Origin of the sequence: Streptomyces sp. JH002, from assembly GCF_050916115.1 — a bacterium.
Lineage (GTDB): Bacteria > Actinomycetota > Actinomycetes > Streptomycetales > Streptomycetaceae > Streptomyces > Streptomyces xiamenensis.
In genome coordinates this window covers 2460249-2474703 of sequence record NZ_CP087989.1, presented here as the reverse complement: position 1 = coordinate 2474703, position 14455 = coordinate 2460249, and the positions used below count along the sequence as shown (strand labels likewise).

The window sequence follows — 14455 nt, the reverse complement described above, 5'->3', positions numbered from 1 at the left end:
GCGATGATCGTAGGAACATTGGTCGGGTGTGTCATCGCGTTCGGTGGTTTCTGCGTCTCGACCGGTGAACCCGTGTCAGTGAGAGGATCTGGATCTTCATGGCCATCGTCGGGGCCCTTGTCGTATTGCTGCTGCTGAGCGCCGTTCACTGGTACCTGTGGAAACGGCTCGTCGCGGACGTGTCCGCGCCGGGCGGGGTGTACCGGCGGGTGGGGACCGTCGTGCTGGTGGTGATGCCGGTGACCACCGTGCTGTTCCAGTTCGGCGGCACGTTCGGCCTGCCGTTCGAGGTGGAGAAGGCGGTGGCGTGGCCGGGCAGCTACTGGATGGCGGTGCTGCTGTACCTGCTGCTGTCGCTGGCGGTGGGGGAGGTGCTGCGGCCGCTGGTGCTGCGGGTGCTGCGCCGTCGTGACGCGCGGCGCGCGGAGCGGGACGGCGTGCCGGGCGGGGCCGTGGAGGCCGCGGAGGCCGAGGTGTCCGCCCGGAGCGTGGCGGAGCGCGAGGACGAGCCGGTGACGGTCGGGGCCGCCGGCGGTCCGGGCCAGGGCGCCGGTTCCGCCGGGCTCCCGGACGCGCCGGAGCGGCAGGCGGTGCCGGCCGGGCCGGCGGACGCCGTACCCGGGCGGACTCCGCAGGGCGCGCCGGGCCGTACCGAGCCGGATCGCCGTCAGTTCGTGGCCCGTACGGTGGCGGCCGGCGCCGGCCTGGTCGCGGCGGGCACCGTCGGCTACGGCAGCTACCGCTTCCGGCAGCTGACCACCAAGCACGTCCGGGTCCCGCTGGCGAAGCTGCCGCGCGCCGCGCACGGCTACCGGATCGCGGTGGTCAGTGACATCCACCTCAGCGCGATACTCGGCAGCTCGCACAGCCGCCGGATCGTGGACGCCATCAACCGCTCCCAGCCCGACCTGATCACGGTGGTCGGGGACATGGTGGACGCGGAGGTCTCCGACCTGCGCTCGGCGGCGGCGCCGCTGGCGGAGCTGGAGGCGGCGGACGGCGCGTACTTCGTCACCGGGAACCACGAGTACTACGTGGACACCCTGGAGTGGGTGGACCACGTGCGGGAGCTGGGCATGATCCCGCTGGAGAATGCCCGGGTCGAGCTGCCGTTCTTCGATCTGGCCGGGGTCAACGACGTCCAGGGCGAGGGCACCGCGCACGGCGGTCCGGACTTCGAGGCGGCGCTGGGGGATCGCGACCGGCAGCGGGCGAGCGTGCTGATGGCGCACCAGCCGGTGCTGATCCACGACGCGGTGGACGCCGGCGTCGATCTCCAGCTGTCGGGGCACACGCACGGTGGCCAGATGTGGCCGGTCACCTATGTCGCCGATCTGGCCAATCCGACTCTGGCCGGGCTGGAGCGGTACGGGGACACTCAGCTGTACGTGTCGCGCGGCGCCGGGGCGTGGGGCCCGCCGGTGCGGGTCGGCGCGGACCCGGACATTACGGTCATCGAGCTGGCTTCGACGCAGACCTGAGCCGCCGCCCGGGAACACGGCCCGAGCGGGGCCGGACCGGACATCCGTCCGAATTTCGTCTCATCCTCTTCTGTCGGTCAACTATTCGGCTCACTCTGATGTCTTGGATAACGACATGGGAACAGATGAAGTGCGCAACAGCTACGATGCGCATGGACATAGGAGGACAAAGTGAGCAAATCGGAGTCCGGGGCCGTTGCGGGGGACGCTCTGGTCATCCGGGGTACGGTCCGCGACTCGCTCGGTGTGGCACTGCCGCGGGCCGTGGTGACCCTGGCTGTTCCTGGGGGCAGACAGCTGGAGAAGACGCGGAGCGCCGACGACGGCGGCTTCCAGGTGCGGGCGCCCGGGGAGGGCGACTATCTGCTGGCGGCCTTCTCGCCGCAACTGGGCACGCAGAGCGTTACGGTGAGCCTCGACGGGCGGCCCGTCGAGGTGGAGTTCCGCATCGATGTGCCGGGCACGATGGTGCCGTAGCGGCTTGATCACGGGGCGAGTTGTGGCCGGTCCGTTGTCTCCCGCGTGGTGCACCGGATATGCCCCTGTGGTTGGCTTGGCCCGCGACATGTCTTCCGATGAAGGGCGCGGCGGGTGCGAGGGATCCGAGCCAAAGGGGCCATAGGCATTGGGCTGGCCGTAGTGCTGGTCTTGGGCGCCTTTGGCGGTTGGTTGCTGTTCGGGCCGAAGGGGAGCGACAAGGACCCGATCGTGGTGGGGAGCACATCCCCACCCACCAGCGTGGACCCGGGGGCCGCCACCGACGCGGCGGCCTGGTACCTGATGAGCAACCTGTACCAGTCGCTGCTCACCTTCGTTCCGGGGAAGGAGGAGCCGGAGCCGGACGCGGCCGAGAGCTGCGGCTTCACCGACACCGAGCTCACCGTCTACCGCTGCACTCTGCGGGAGGGCCTCACCTTCAGCAACGGGCGCGGGATCACCCCCGACGACGTGAAGTTCTCCTACGACCGGATCCTCGCCATGGGCGAGCGGGCCAGCCGCGAGGCGGACGACCCGAACATCCCGGAGGGCGAGAAGTTCAACTACTCCGGGCCGATCACTTTGCTCAGCTCGCTGGAGGCGGTCCGGGTCGACGGCCAGGACATCGTCTTCGAGCTCTCCCACACCGACGCCACCTTCCCGTTCATCGTGGCCGGTACGACGGGCGCCATCGTCGACCGGGAGAAGTACGAGGAGCTGGAGGTCCGTACGGACAACAAGGTCGACGGCTCCGGCCCGTACCTGCTGAAGTCGTTCACCCCGGACGTGAGCGCCGAACTGGTGCCCAACCCGAACTACGACGGCCCGTACGAGGTCTCCGACTTCCCCATCACCGTCCGCTACTTCGTGCAGGACGAGGACGGCACCTCCGCCGAGGACCTGCTGGCGGAGTCGTGGGACCGGGGCGAGATCGACGTCGCGGACGGCAAGCTGCCGCCCGAGGTGGTCGCCGAGATCAACTCGGCCTCGCCCGAGTACCGGGTGTACGAGTCGACCGGTGGTTCGATCCGCGTGATGACGCTGGCCACCGACATCGAGGGTTCGGTGATGTCGGACGAGACCGTGCGCCAGGTGGCCGCGGCCGTCCTGGACCGGCAGGCGATCGCCCGTCAGGTGCAGCGCAACACGGTGGAGCCGCTGTACTCCCTCATACCCGTGGGCTTCACCGGCCACGGCACCCCGTACCACGACCTGTACGGTGACGTGCCCGACCCGGCGGAGCTGACCCAGAAGCTGGAGTCGGCCGGCTACGAGCTGCCGGTCCCGTTCACTCTCGCCTACTCCCGTGGTGCCGCCAACCACGAGGAGGCCGAACTCATCCAGCAGCAGCTGGAGGCCGACGGCCTGTTCGACGTGGAGATCGAGTACTACGACTGGCAGGAATTCATCCCGATGAAGAACGCCGGGGAGTTCGAGGCGTACCTCATCGGCTGGCGCCCGGACTACCCGGACCCCGCCACCTTCACCGACTCGCTGCTCGGCCCCGGTGACAGCATGCGCACCGGTTACGTGAACAGCGACATCTACGGTCTGATCGAGGACACCCAGGCGGAGTCCGACCGGGGCCGTACGGACGACAGCTTCCGCGAGATCCACGAACTGGCCGCCGACGCCGCCACCATCGTGCCGATCTGGCAGGAGAAGCGGCTGGTGCTGGCCGGACCCGACATCACGGGCCTCCAGCACCTCCAGGGCAGCTCCGGCGTCTGGCGCCTGTGGGAACTGAGCCGTCTGTAACGGCTGTTCCCCCACCGAAGCGGTACCGCGGCCCGGCCGGACACCTTCCGGCCGGGCTGCGGCATGTCTGCGGCATATGCACGACCAAGCCGCGGCATACGGGAACATGGCGCCCATGACACGTCTGCGCCACACGATCGCCACCCAGGCCCTCGATCGCCGCGAGGTGGAAAGCCTTCTCCCGACGCTGCACGAGATCGCCGAGAGCATGCTCGTCCAGCAGGCCGACGCGATACCGGAGGAAGAGATACGCCGGTGCGCCGAACAAGGCGAACTGGCACTGCCCCGAAGACTGCGCCAGGGCGAACGGTTCACGGCACCGCTGGATGACACCGCGCGGCTGACCACGACCGTATGGGCGTGGGACCGCCGCGCGCAGAGCGCGCTGAAACTGGAACTCGCCTCCGAGCGGCCGGATCTGGAGGCGGCCGAGGGCACGGCGGAGGTGAGCTTCCGCAGCGCGGAGCACCCGGGTCGGCTTGAGGTGTCGGCGCGCGGGGCGCTGAACCGCTGGACGGTGTTCGGCCGCCGGATGGTGTGGGGAGAGGGCAGCGCCCGGCTGAACTGGCCCCGCTGGTGGGAGGCGCTGACCACCGGCGCGGACGGTCCGGCGCCGGTGACGGCGCAGGCCGCGTTCACCCTGGCCCGTGCCACCGTGGCGATCACCCCGAGCCGGGGCGAGCCGGGCGAGTGGCTGCTGGAGATCAGCGTGACCGTCACCGGCCGTGGCGTCTGGCGCCCGTTGGTCGGCCCGGCGCTGTGGCTGGCGAGGGGGGCCGTCCGCCGGCGCTTCGCGGAGCAACTGGACGAGGCCGCGCGGGAGCTGCGCGAGGAGGACTTCGGCCGGTTCCCCCGTACCCCCGAGGAACTGCTGGCGCGGTACCTGGAATCCGTCCTCCGCGAGACCGAGGAGCGCCAGGAGGACGTGCAGGACGCGGATCCCGGGGAGCCGGGCGAGGAGGGCGGCGCACACCGAGCGGCGGTGGGCGAGGTGTTCCTCGGCAAGGACGGCGAGGCGAACGCCGCCGGGCCCGACCGGACCACCGGCCGACCCTGACCCACCGCGCGGTCCGGAGCGCCCCCGGAACGGGGCCCGCTCGCAAGCGCCGTCGGCCGCCACCTGTGCGGTGCGCCCGGCCGCACCGGCCGCACCGGCCGTACCGGCGGGACCCGGGAACGCCCCCGCTGTCCCGGATCCCGCCGGCACCGCCGCCCGGCCACGGCCCCCGTCAACCGGTCCGTTCCGGTGGCCGGCGTGCGGACAGCAGGGCCGGGATCAGCGCCAGCAGCACCGCCGCCACCGGCCACAGGTACGCGTACCGGACGGCCTGCGTCATCGTCTCCGGATCGGCCCGCGTGAACGACTCGGTCAGGCGCCGCGCCATCAGCAGGGACACCGCCGCCGCGCCCACGGAGGCGGCGATCTGGGAGAAGATCGCGATCAGCGTGGACGCCGCCGGGGCCTGGTCGGGGGACAGCCCCCGGGTGGCTGCGGCGATGCTCGGCATCAGGGTCATGCCGCCCCCCGCGCCGATCACGATCAGCGCGATCATCAGCCGCCAGTACGGGGTGTCCGCCTGTGCCTGGAGCGCGAACCCGGTGAACCCGGCGGCGCCCAGCAGCACGCCCGGCACCACGATGGAGCGGGGCGCCACCCGGTCGGTCAGCCGGGTCGCGAACTGCATCACCGTTCCCGACGCGAGCGCCAGTGGAGCGCCCATCAGTCCAGCGGTCAGCACCGACGCCCCCCGTACCGACTGGAAGTAGATCGGCGCCAGCATCATCGAGCCGAAGTAGCCGGTGGCGAACAGGAACACGGTCGCCACCCCCACGGCGAGCCGGCGTTCCCCCAGCAGCCGCAGTCGTACCAGGGGCGCGTCCGTGCGCAGGGCGCGTACCGCGAAGGCCGTGATCAGCGCCAGGCCGGCGGCGGTGGGCACGAGCGCCGCCGCCGAGGTCATGCCGGACCGGCCCTCCGCGCCCCGGGTCAGCCCGTAGATGAACGCGCCCAGGCCGGGCGAGAGCATCAGCAGCCCGGGCAGGTCCAGGCGTTGCCCCGAGCGGGGCGCGTCGCGCGGCAGCAGCCGTACCGCCAGCAGCACGGCGAGCGCCCCGACCGGCACGTTGATGAGGAACATCCAGCGCCAGGAGACGGCGTCGATGAGCAGTCCGCCCAGCACCGGGCCGGTGAGCGGGCCGATGAGGATGGGGATGCCCAGCAGGCTCATCACCTTGCCGTTGTCGCTGCCGCGCCGGGCCGCCGCCTGGAGCATGACGGCCATGCCGACGGGGGACACCAGGCCGCCGGCCAGCCCTTGCAGGACGCGGAAGGCGATCAGCGACTCCATGTTCCAGGCCAGGCCCGCCAGCGCGGAGCCGGCCGTGAAGGCGGCGATGGCGGTGAGGTAGACGCGCCGGCTGCCGAACCGGCCCATCGCCCACCCGGCGGTGGGGATGACGGCGGCCAGCGCCAGGGTGTACCCGGAGGAGACCCACTGCACGGTGGTGATCGCGGCCCCGAACTCCCGCGCCAGGGTGGGGTAGGCGATGGCGACGACGGTGGTGTCCAGCACGATCATCACCGAGCCGATGATGACGACGGTGGCCAGCGCCCCCAGCCGCGGCACGGGCGACCGCGGCGGGAGCGGGGCGGCCGGTCCGTCGCCGGGGGATACCGCGGGGTCGCCGACCTCGGCGGTGCGCATCAGCGGGCTCCGTACGGCTGTACGGCGCGGGCCTCGCTCAGCGCCCGGCCCCACCAGGCGAGTTGGTCCAGCATGGTCGTGGCGGCGCCGCCGCAGCCCTCGGGGTCCACCGGGCGGCCGGTGCCGTCGAAGCTGCCCCACACCCCGTGGAAGCTGACGGTGTCGCGGACGGAGACGGCGTGCAGTTCGGCGAAGACCTGCCGCAGCTGCTCGACGGCGCGCAGGCCGCCGGAGACGCCGCCGTAGGAGACGAAGCCGACCGGCTTGGCGTGCCACTCCTTGTTGTGCAGGTCGATGGCGTTCTTGAGGCCGGCCGGGAAGCTGTGGTTGTACTCGGGGGTGACGACGGTGAAGAGGTCCGCCGCGGCCAGGCGGGTGGCGAGGGCGTCGGTGCCGGGGGTGTCGCCGGCCATGTCCAGCGGCAGCGGGTGTTCGGCGAGGTCGATGACGTCGACGGTCATGTCGGTGCGGCGCGCGGCGTGTTCGGCGAACCAGCGGGCGATGGTCGGGCCCATGCGGCCCTCGCGCACGCTGCCGACGATGACGCCGAGGCGGAGCGGGGGGTGGGGGATCGGTGACATGGCGATGTCCTGTCCTGTTCCGGTGGGTCCGGCCGGATCGGCCGGGCATCGCCCATGCTGATACTTCAAGGGAGCTTGAGGTCAAGCTCAGGCCGCGTGACCCGCCCGCCGGTCCCCTTGCCCGCCCGTCCCCGCGCCCGCGCGGGTCAGAACACCTTGCCCGGATTGAGAATCCCCAGCGGGTCGAACACCGCCTTGATCCCGCGCTGCAACTCCAGGACATCGGGGCCCAGTTCGCGGGCCAGCCAGTCCCGCTTGAGCACCCCGACCCCGTGCTCGCCGGTGATGGTGCCGCCCAGCTCCAGGCCCAGCGCCATGATCTCGTCGAACGACTGCCGCGCCCGCCGCGCCTCGTCCTCGTCCGAGGCGTCGAAGCACACGGTGGGGTGCGTGTTGCCGTCCCCGGCGTGCGCGATGACGCCGATCGTCAGCCGGTGCCGGTCGGCGATCTCCGCCACCCCGTCCAGCAGTTCCGCCAGCCGGGCCCGGGGCACGCACACATCGTCGATCATCGTGGTGCCCTTGACCGCCTCCAGCGCCGAGAGCCCGGCCCGCCGCGCCGCCAGCAGCATCTCGGACTCGGCGGCGTCCTCGGCCGGCACCACCTCGGTGGCGCCCGCCGCCCGGCACAGCTCGCCGACCGCCGCCAGCTCCGCGCCCGGCTCCGGGGTGTCGAACCCGGCCAGCAGCAGCGCCTCGGTGGACTCCGGCAGCCCCATCCGCATCATCCGGTTCACGGCCTGGACGGAGGTGCGATCCATGAGTTCCAACAGCGAGGGGGCGTGACCGGCCGCCATGATCCGGCACACCGCGTCCCCGGCGGCGGCCGACGAAGCGAACTCCGCCGCCAGCACCAGCTGCTGGCGCGGCGCCGGCTTCAGCGCCAGCACCGCCCGCACCACCACGCCCAAGGTGCCCTCGGATCCCACGAACAGCCGCGTCAGGTCGTACCCGGCGACCCCCTTGGCGGTGCTGCGGCCCGTCGACAGCAACCGGCCGTCGGCCAGCACCACATCGAGCCCGAGCACGTATTCGGCCGTCACCCCGTACTTCACACAGCACAGCCCACCGGCCCCGGTACCGATGTTCCCGCCGATGGTGCACTGCTCCCAGCTGGACGGATCCGGCGGGTAGGCCAGCCCGTGCCCGGCCACCGCCTTGGACAGCTCCGCGTTGACGACCCCCGGCTCGACCACGGCGATCCGGTTCACCGGGTCGATGTCGAGGATGCGGTTCATGCGCACCAGCGACAGCAGGACGCACCCGTCCACGGCGTTGGCCGCCCCCGACAGCCCGGACCTGGCCCCCTGCGGCACCACGGGGACCCGCAGCTCGCTCGCCACCCGCAGCACGTGCCGTACCTGCTCCACCTCGCGCGGCAGCACCACCGCCGCCGGAGTGCCGGCCGGGCAGAAGCTGGCCATGTCGTGGGCGTACGAAGCGAGGACATCGGCGTCGGTCAGCACGGCCTCGGCCGGCAGACCCTCCCGCAGCCGGGACACAAGATCGCTCATAATCCGCATCCTGGCACCGCCCCAGGAAGGTGGGAAGCCCACGCGCGACACCGGGAAAATCGCTGGCCGGACCCCCTGCCCGGTGAGATCTTGGCCGGATGCAGCCTTACGAGAGACACCTCATCACCCATGCCCACCACCCGATCGCGGCGCCGCTCCACCCGCACTCCGTCCTGGAACTGCTGGAACGGGCCCTGGGGGACGACGACGCGGCCGAGTTGCGCGTCCTCGACGTGGGCTGCGGAGAGGCCGCCTGGCTGCTGGAGGCGCTGGACCATTTCCCCGGGCTGCGCGCCGTGGGCATCGATATCAACGCCGCCGGACTGGCCCGCGCGGCCGAGGAGGCCCGGGCACGCGGCGTCGCGGACCGGCTGGAACTGCACGAGCTGAGCGCGGCCGACTACCACGCCACCGAACCGTTCGACGTCGTCCTGTGCGTGGGCTCCACCCACGCCCTCGGCGGCCTGCTGCCCACCCTGGACGCCCTCCGCGCGCACCTCGCGCCGGGCGGCAAGGTCCTGATCGGCGACGGCTTCTGGGAGCGCGAACCGACCCCGGCCGTTCTGGAGGCGCTGGGGGAGGGCCCGGACGCCTACGCCGACCTGGCCACCACGGTCGACCGGATCACCGGCGCCGGCTGGGCCCCGGTCTACGGGCACACCAGCACCCTGGACGAGTGGGACGACTACGAGTGGTCCTGGACCGGATCGCTCAGCGCCTGGGCGCTGGACCACCCCGAGCACCCCAAGGCGGCGGAGGCCGCCGAGACGGCCGCGGCGCACCGCGACGCGTGGCTGCACGGCTACCGGGGCACCTTCGGCTTCGTCAGTCTGGTGCTGCGCAGTACACGCTGAACCGGCGCGGCCGGGTCACTACGAGGGATCCGCGACCGTGCGCTCCACCTGATCGCGGATCCCTCGCCCCCCGATGGTGACTATGCGAGTAGACCGCCGGGACGGCACCGGGCACAAGGGCGGGTCACTGTGCACGGTGCCCAGAATCGGCCTCGTGGCTGGACACGCTGATCCGCAGCGCGTGCACCAGATCGTGGATGCCGGGCCCGGAGGCGCTCAGGTCGCGGTGCAGCAGCCGTTCGGCGGTCCGCAGGTGGGCGGTGACGGTGGTGCGGCTGAGGCCCAGCTCCTGGGCGGCCCGCCGGGCGTCGGCGTTGGCGTCGATCCAGCCGCGCAGGGTGCCGCGCACGCGGTGGTGTTCCGCCCCGGCCAGCGGGGTCCAGAACGCCCGCGCCCAGCGCCGCGCCGCGTCCGTCTCCAGCAGATCGGTCAGCCGCGGGGCGACACCCGGGCCGGTGCCGGCGCCGGGCTCCGGGGCGGCCCAGGGTGGTTCCGCCCGCCGTGCCGCCAGGGCCACGGCCAGGTGCAGTGCGGCCCGGTCCCGTACGGCGTGCAGATCCATGCCCAGCGCGCTCTCCACCTCCCGTACGTGCGCGCCGACGGTGGTCCTGCTGAGGCTCAGGAACCGGGCCACCCCGGCGCGGGGCATGCCCAGCGCGAGACCGGTGATGTCCACGGCGAGCCGTGGCACCGCCTCCAGGGGCCGCAGCAGCCCGGCGGCCCAGCGGCCTGCGGGGGCGGGCGGCAGCAGCCGCGCCAGGGGTTCGCGTCCCTCGTAGCCGGCGATCCGGTCCGGGGTGGTGCGGGCCACGGCCAGCGCGTGCCGGGCCTGCTCGTAGGCCTCTGCGGTCGCGGCCAGCGGCTGCACGGCGCTGATGCCCAGCGTGTACGTGCGGTTCGCGGCGACCAGATCGCGCAGCGCGGCGGCCAGCGGCTCGCCCGCCGGATCGTCCTCCGGGATCAGGCAGATCAGATGCTCGTCGTACACCGGGCAGCGCACCATCAGGGCCCGGCCGTGGAAGCCCGACGGATCCTGGTACGTCTGCGCCAGCCGGTCCCGGTCCCCCGGCGCGCAGCGCAGCAGATGGACGCGCGCCCGCTCCGTCTCCAGCACCCCGGCCGGATCGCCCGCCGACATCCGCCGCGCCAGCACCGGATCCCCCGCCATCAGCGCCTGGAACAGCGCCAGCCGCAGCTGCCGGGCCTTGCGCTCGTAGCCCTGCCGCACCGCGTCCGTCTCCCGGGCCCGGAACAGCAGGTCGAGCACCCCGCACACCTGCGAGGCGACGGCCGACTCCGCGCGGTCCGGCACCCGTTCGGCGGCCACCACCAGCACCCGGTGCGGCGGCCGGGGCCCGATCCGCTCCAGCCGCAGCCACCACGATCCGGCCCCGCCCTCCCCGCCGGTGGTGGTGGCGGCCGACGCCAGCCGGCCCCCGATCACCCGGGCGGCCAGCTCCTGGAGACCGGCCCGCGCCGCGGACGGAAACCCCGCGGTGGCCTCCTCGACCTCCACCGGGCCGTCGCCGCGCCCGCCCACCACCGCCACCTGGGCGTCCAGACGCGCCGCCAGCCACTCCAGCACGCCGCCCACACCCGCCGGGCCCCCGGCGGCCCGAAGCAACCCCTCCACGGCAACCATCCCCTCGCACCAGCGCGGCCCACGACACGGAAAAGCCGCCACAGAAAAAAGTACGGGCGCGGTGTCGATCCGGCCCGCCCCCGTTCGACGTAAAGGTGAGGGCAGGGAAAGACCCCGCCCACCGATCGATCCAGGAGCCACTATGCCCCGCTTCATCACGCTGATCCGCAACGACGAACAGAACATCCCCGCCGACGGCTTCCCCGCCGACTTCGGGGCACGCATGGGGGCGCTCCTGGAGGAGATCACCAAGGCCGGGGTCATGCTCGACACCGCCGGGCTCACCCCCACCTCCGAGGGCACCCGCGTGACCCTGTCCGGCGGCAAGCTCACCTACACCGACGGGCCGTTCACCGAGACCAAGGAAGTCATCGGCGGCTACTCGATCATCCAGGCCAAGGACAAGGAGGAGGCGCTGTACTGGACCAAGCGCTTCCTGGAGATCCACCCCGACGTGTGGAACATCACCGCCGAGGTGCGGCAGATCGCCGAGAACTGATGGTCTGATGGGTGGCCGTGACGGAACCACGCGTGACGGCCACCATCGAGGCGGCCTACCGGATCGAGTCCCCCCGGGTCATCGCCGCCGCCGCCCGCATCGTGCGCGATGTGGGCATCGCCGAGGAGATCGCGCAGGACGCGCTGGTCGCCGCCCTCGAACAGTGGCCGGAGTCGGGTGTCCCGGACAAGCCGGGCGCCTGGCTCACGGCCACCGCCCGGCGCCGGGCCATCGACCTGGTACGCCGCAAGGAGACGTACGCGCGCAAGCTCGCCGAGGTCGGCCGGTCGCTGGAGGACACCACCCCGGCCCCGGACCCGCCCGACCCGGAGAACATCGACGACGATCTGCTGCGCCTGATCTTCACCGCCTGCCACCCGGTGCTGCCCACGGCCTCGCGCACCGCCCTCACCCTGCGGCTGCTCGGCGGCCTGACCACCGCCGAGATCGCCCGCGCCCTGCTGGCCGCCGAACCCGCCGTCGCCCAGCGCATCGTGCGCGCCAAACGCGCCCTCGCGACGGCCGGCGTCGGCTTCGAGGTGCCGTACGGCGAGGACCGCGCCGCCCGGCTGTCCTCCGTCCTGGAAGTCATCTACCTGATCTTCAACGAGGGGTACACGGCCACCGCCGGGGACGACGTGGTCCGCCCCGCCCTGTGCGAGGACGCGCTGCGGCTGGCGCGGGTGCTGGCCGCCCTGATGCCCGGGGAACCCGAAGTGCACGGCCTGGCCGCGCTGCTGGAGTTCCAGGCCTCCCGCATCCCCGCCCGCACCGGACCGGACGGGGCACCGGTACTGCTCGCCGACCAGAACCGCACCCGCTGGAACCGGCCCCTCATGCGGCGCGGCGCCGACGCCCTGGCGCGGGCGGGCGGCGGCGGCCCGTACGCGCTGCAGGCCGCGATCGCCGCCTGCCACGCCCGGGCGGCCCGCTACGAGGACACCGACTGGGCGATGATCGCCACCCTGTACGGGCGGCTGCTGACCCTCACCGGCTCCCCGGTGGTGGCCCTCAACCGGGCGGTGGCCGTCTCCATGGCCGAGGGCCCCGCGGCCGGTCTCGCCCTGGTGGACGCGCTGCGCGACGAACCGGCCCTGAAGGACTACCACTTGCTGCCGAGCGTGCGCGGCGACCTGCTCGCGCGGCTGGGCCGGGACGCCGAGGCCCGCGAGGAGTTCCGCCGCGCCGCGTCCCAGACCCACAACGAGCGGGAACGGGCCCTGCTGCTGGAACGGTCCCACCGTTAGACCTGCGGCGACGCCTGCTTTCGTGGCTGCTGCCACGCCCGCTGTCGGGCCCGCCGGCTGCCCCGCTACCGGTTCGGTCGCCGAAGGCGGACGCTGAGCTGGGCGCCGAGTTCGGCGAAGCCCAGGGCCGCCGCCACCCGCCGGGACGCCGGGACCCGAGCCCGCCACTGCGGCAGCAGCCCGGCCGCCAGCGCGTGTGCGACAGCCGCCGAACCCGTCGCCCCGGCCAGGCCCCGCCCCCGGTGGCCGGGCCGGGTCAGCACACTGATGTGCGCGGCGCCCTGGGCCCATCGCCGGTAGCCCGCCGCGGCCACCACCGCCTCGCCGTCGAACACGACGAACGCGGGCGAGGTGATCCGTCCCAGGTCCGCCTCGTCCGCGTCCTTCGCACCGGACTCCCGCTCCAGCTCCTCCACCGCGGCGTGCCGGGCCGGGAGGTGGACGACCGCGGGCCCGCCGTCGTCCACCGGCCGGAAATGGGCGGCGTCCAGATACGCCAGCGAGGCCGGCCCGAGCAACTCGGCCACCGGCAGGACACGGCGTACGGCCGCCGGGTCGACGGCCGCCCCGGCGGACAGCGAAGCGAGGGCGTCCCGTACCGGCGCGGCCCACGTCTCCTGCGGAACGGTCGCGATCACCGCCCCACCGACCGCCACCACCCCGGCCCATCCGGGCGGGCACAGGCCCGACGCGGGCGAGAGCACCACCTGCGGCCCCCGGGCGGGGCGGAACGTCACCGGCACACCGGCCAGCGACTCCCAGACGGCACGGGCGGCGGTGAGCAGCGGCGGATCGATCGGCACGCCCCCGATCCTCGCACGCGTGGCCGTGACCCCTGCGAGCGAAGACGTTCGTCCGTCGCATCGGCCGCCCGGTCCCCGTCCGCCGTCCGCCGTCCGTGCGGGCGAATGGCTCCATTCCGGCCGGGGGACGGCGCTGCGATGAGTTCGCACCGCCCGGGAAGTCCCACCATCAGGGTTCGACCACACAGGAGGAACACATGGCTCAGCTGCTGAGAGTCCAGAACTTCACCGTCTCACGTGACGGGATCGGTGCCGGAGAGGACCAGAGCCTGGAACGTCCGTTCGGCCATGCGGTCGACCCGGCGGAGCTGTTCGCCTGGGCCGGTGCGACGGCGAGCTGGCCCAACCGCACCGACCCCGGAGGGAGCAGGGGCCTGGACGACTACTTCACGCGGGACTTCTCGCACAACATCGGCGCCGAGATCATGGGCCGCAACAAGTTCGGACCCCAGCGCGGCCCCTGGACCGACCACGAGTGGCGCGGCTGGTGGGGAGAGGAACCCCCGTTCCACACCCCGGTGTTCGTGCTGACCCACCACACGCGTCCTTCGTTCACCCTCTCCGACACCACCTTCCACTTCGTCGACGCCGACCCGGCCACCGCCCTGGAGCAGGCACGGCAGGCGGCGCAGGGCAAGGACGTCCGGCTCGGCGGCGGGGTCAGCACCGTCCGGGAGTTCCTGGACGCCGGCCTCGTCGACACGCTGCACGTGGCGGTCGCACCGGTGGAACTCGGGTCCGGACTGCGCCTGTGGGAGTCACCCGACGAACTGCTCGACCGGTACCACCTGGAGGTCGTGCCCAGCCCGAGCGGCATGACGCACCACCTCTTCTGGCGGAAGTGACCGGACCCCCGCGCCGGCCCCGGTGAGCAGCCCCGCTCCCGGGGCCGCC

The 14455-nt window shown here is 73.0% G+C and carries 13 protein-coding genes; 8 read left to right on the top strand and 5 right to left on the bottom strand.

The genetic code is table 11. The features are described 5' to 3' along the window. Positions 1-98: 98 nt before the first annotated feature. From H7827_RS10970 to H7827_RS10955, 4 genes are all read left to right on the top strand, one after another. Positions 99-1481 (top strand): metallophosphoesterase, encoded by a 1383-nt coding sequence (locus tag H7827_RS10970; protein WP_432744558.1) that lies wholly within the window; start codon positions 99-101, stop codon positions 1479-1481. Positions 1482-1652: 171 nt separating this feature from the next. Next, positions 1653-1958 (top strand): carboxypeptidase-like regulatory domain-containing protein, encoded by a 306-nt coding sequence (locus tag H7827_RS10965; RefSeq protein WP_432744555.1) that lies wholly within the window; start codon positions 1653-1655, stop codon positions 1956-1958. 231 nt (positions 1959-2189) lie between these two features. Then, positions 2190-3716, top strand: coding sequence for an ABC transporter substrate-binding protein (locus tag H7827_RS10960; RefSeq protein ID WP_432744552.1), 1527 nt, complete (start codon positions 2190-2192; stop codon positions 3714-3716). A 115-nt stretch (positions 3717-3831) separates the two neighbouring features. Then, complete coding sequence (locus tag H7827_RS10955) at positions 3832-4773, top strand: hypothetical protein (RefSeq protein ID WP_432744550.1); 942 nt, start codon at positions 3832-3834, stop codon at positions 4771-4773. Between the two features lie 172 nt (positions 4774-4945). Here H7827_RS10955 and H7827_RS10950 read toward each other — a convergent pair whose 3' ends face one another. From H7827_RS10950 to H7827_RS10940, 3 genes are all read right to left on the bottom strand, one after another. Next, positions 4946-6421, bottom strand: coding sequence for a DHA2 family efflux MFS transporter permease subunit (locus tag H7827_RS10950; RefSeq protein ID WP_432744548.1), 1476 nt, complete (start codon positions 6419-6421; stop codon positions 4946-4948). Then, complete coding sequence (locus H7827_RS10945; RefSeq protein WP_432744546.1) at positions 6421-7002, bottom strand: NADPH-dependent FMN reductase; 582 nt, start codon at positions 7000-7002, stop codon at positions 6421-6423. The genes H7827_RS10950 and H7827_RS10945 overlap by 1 nt, the downstream gene beginning before the upstream one ends. 146 nt (positions 7003-7148) lie before the next feature. Further along, the gene (locus H7827_RS10940; protein WP_386535355.1) at positions 7149-8516 is read right to left on the bottom strand and encodes an FAD-binding oxidoreductase; all 1368 of its coding nucleotides are present in this window, start codon (positions 8514-8516) and stop codon (positions 7149-7151) included. 98 nt (positions 8517-8614) lie between these two features. On the opposite strand from H7827_RS10940, the gene H7827_RS10935 reads away from it, so the two are divergent. After that, complete coding sequence (locus H7827_RS10935; protein WP_386535358.1) at positions 8615-9370, top strand: SAM-dependent methyltransferase; 756 nt, start codon at positions 8615-8617, stop codon at positions 9368-9370. A gap of 124 nt (positions 9371-9494) precedes the next feature. On the opposite strand, the gene H7827_RS10930 is transcribed toward H7827_RS10935, so the two are convergent. Continuing rightward, a complete protein-coding gene (locus H7827_RS10930) occupies positions 9495-11003 on the bottom strand; it encodes a helix-turn-helix domain-containing protein (RefSeq protein ID WP_432744543.1) in 1509 nt (502 codons plus the stop codon). A 151-nt stretch (positions 11004-11154) separates the two neighbouring features. Between H7827_RS10930 and H7827_RS10925 the strand changes: the two genes are divergently transcribed. Together H7827_RS10925 and H7827_RS10920 are read left to right on the top strand one after the other, a co-directional pair. Further along, on the top strand, positions 11155-11511 hold the full coding sequence (locus H7827_RS10925; RefSeq protein WP_386535363.1) for a YciI family protein: 357 nt from the start codon (positions 11155-11157) through the stop codon (positions 11509-11511). Between the two features lie 17 nt (positions 11512-11528). Further along, positions 11529-12758, top strand: a complete 1230-nt coding sequence (locus H7827_RS10920) for an RNA polymerase sigma factor (RefSeq protein ID WP_432744541.1) — start codon at positions 11529-11531, stop codon at positions 12756-12758. Between the two features lie 65 nt (positions 12759-12823). On the opposite strand, the gene H7827_RS10915 is transcribed toward H7827_RS10920, so the two are convergent. After that, positions 12824-13561, bottom strand: coding sequence for a GNAT family N-acetyltransferase (locus H7827_RS10915; RefSeq protein ID WP_432744538.1), 738 nt, complete (start codon positions 13559-13561; stop codon positions 12824-12826). 197 nt (positions 13562-13758) lie between these two features. On the opposite strand from H7827_RS10915, the gene H7827_RS10910 reads away from it, so the two are divergent. After that, the gene (locus H7827_RS10910) at positions 13759-14406 is read left to right on the top strand and encodes a dihydrofolate reductase family protein (protein WP_432744536.1); all 648 of its coding nucleotides are present in this window, start codon (positions 13759-13761) and stop codon (positions 14404-14406) included. The last annotated feature ends 49 nt before the right edge of the window (positions 14407-14455 follow it).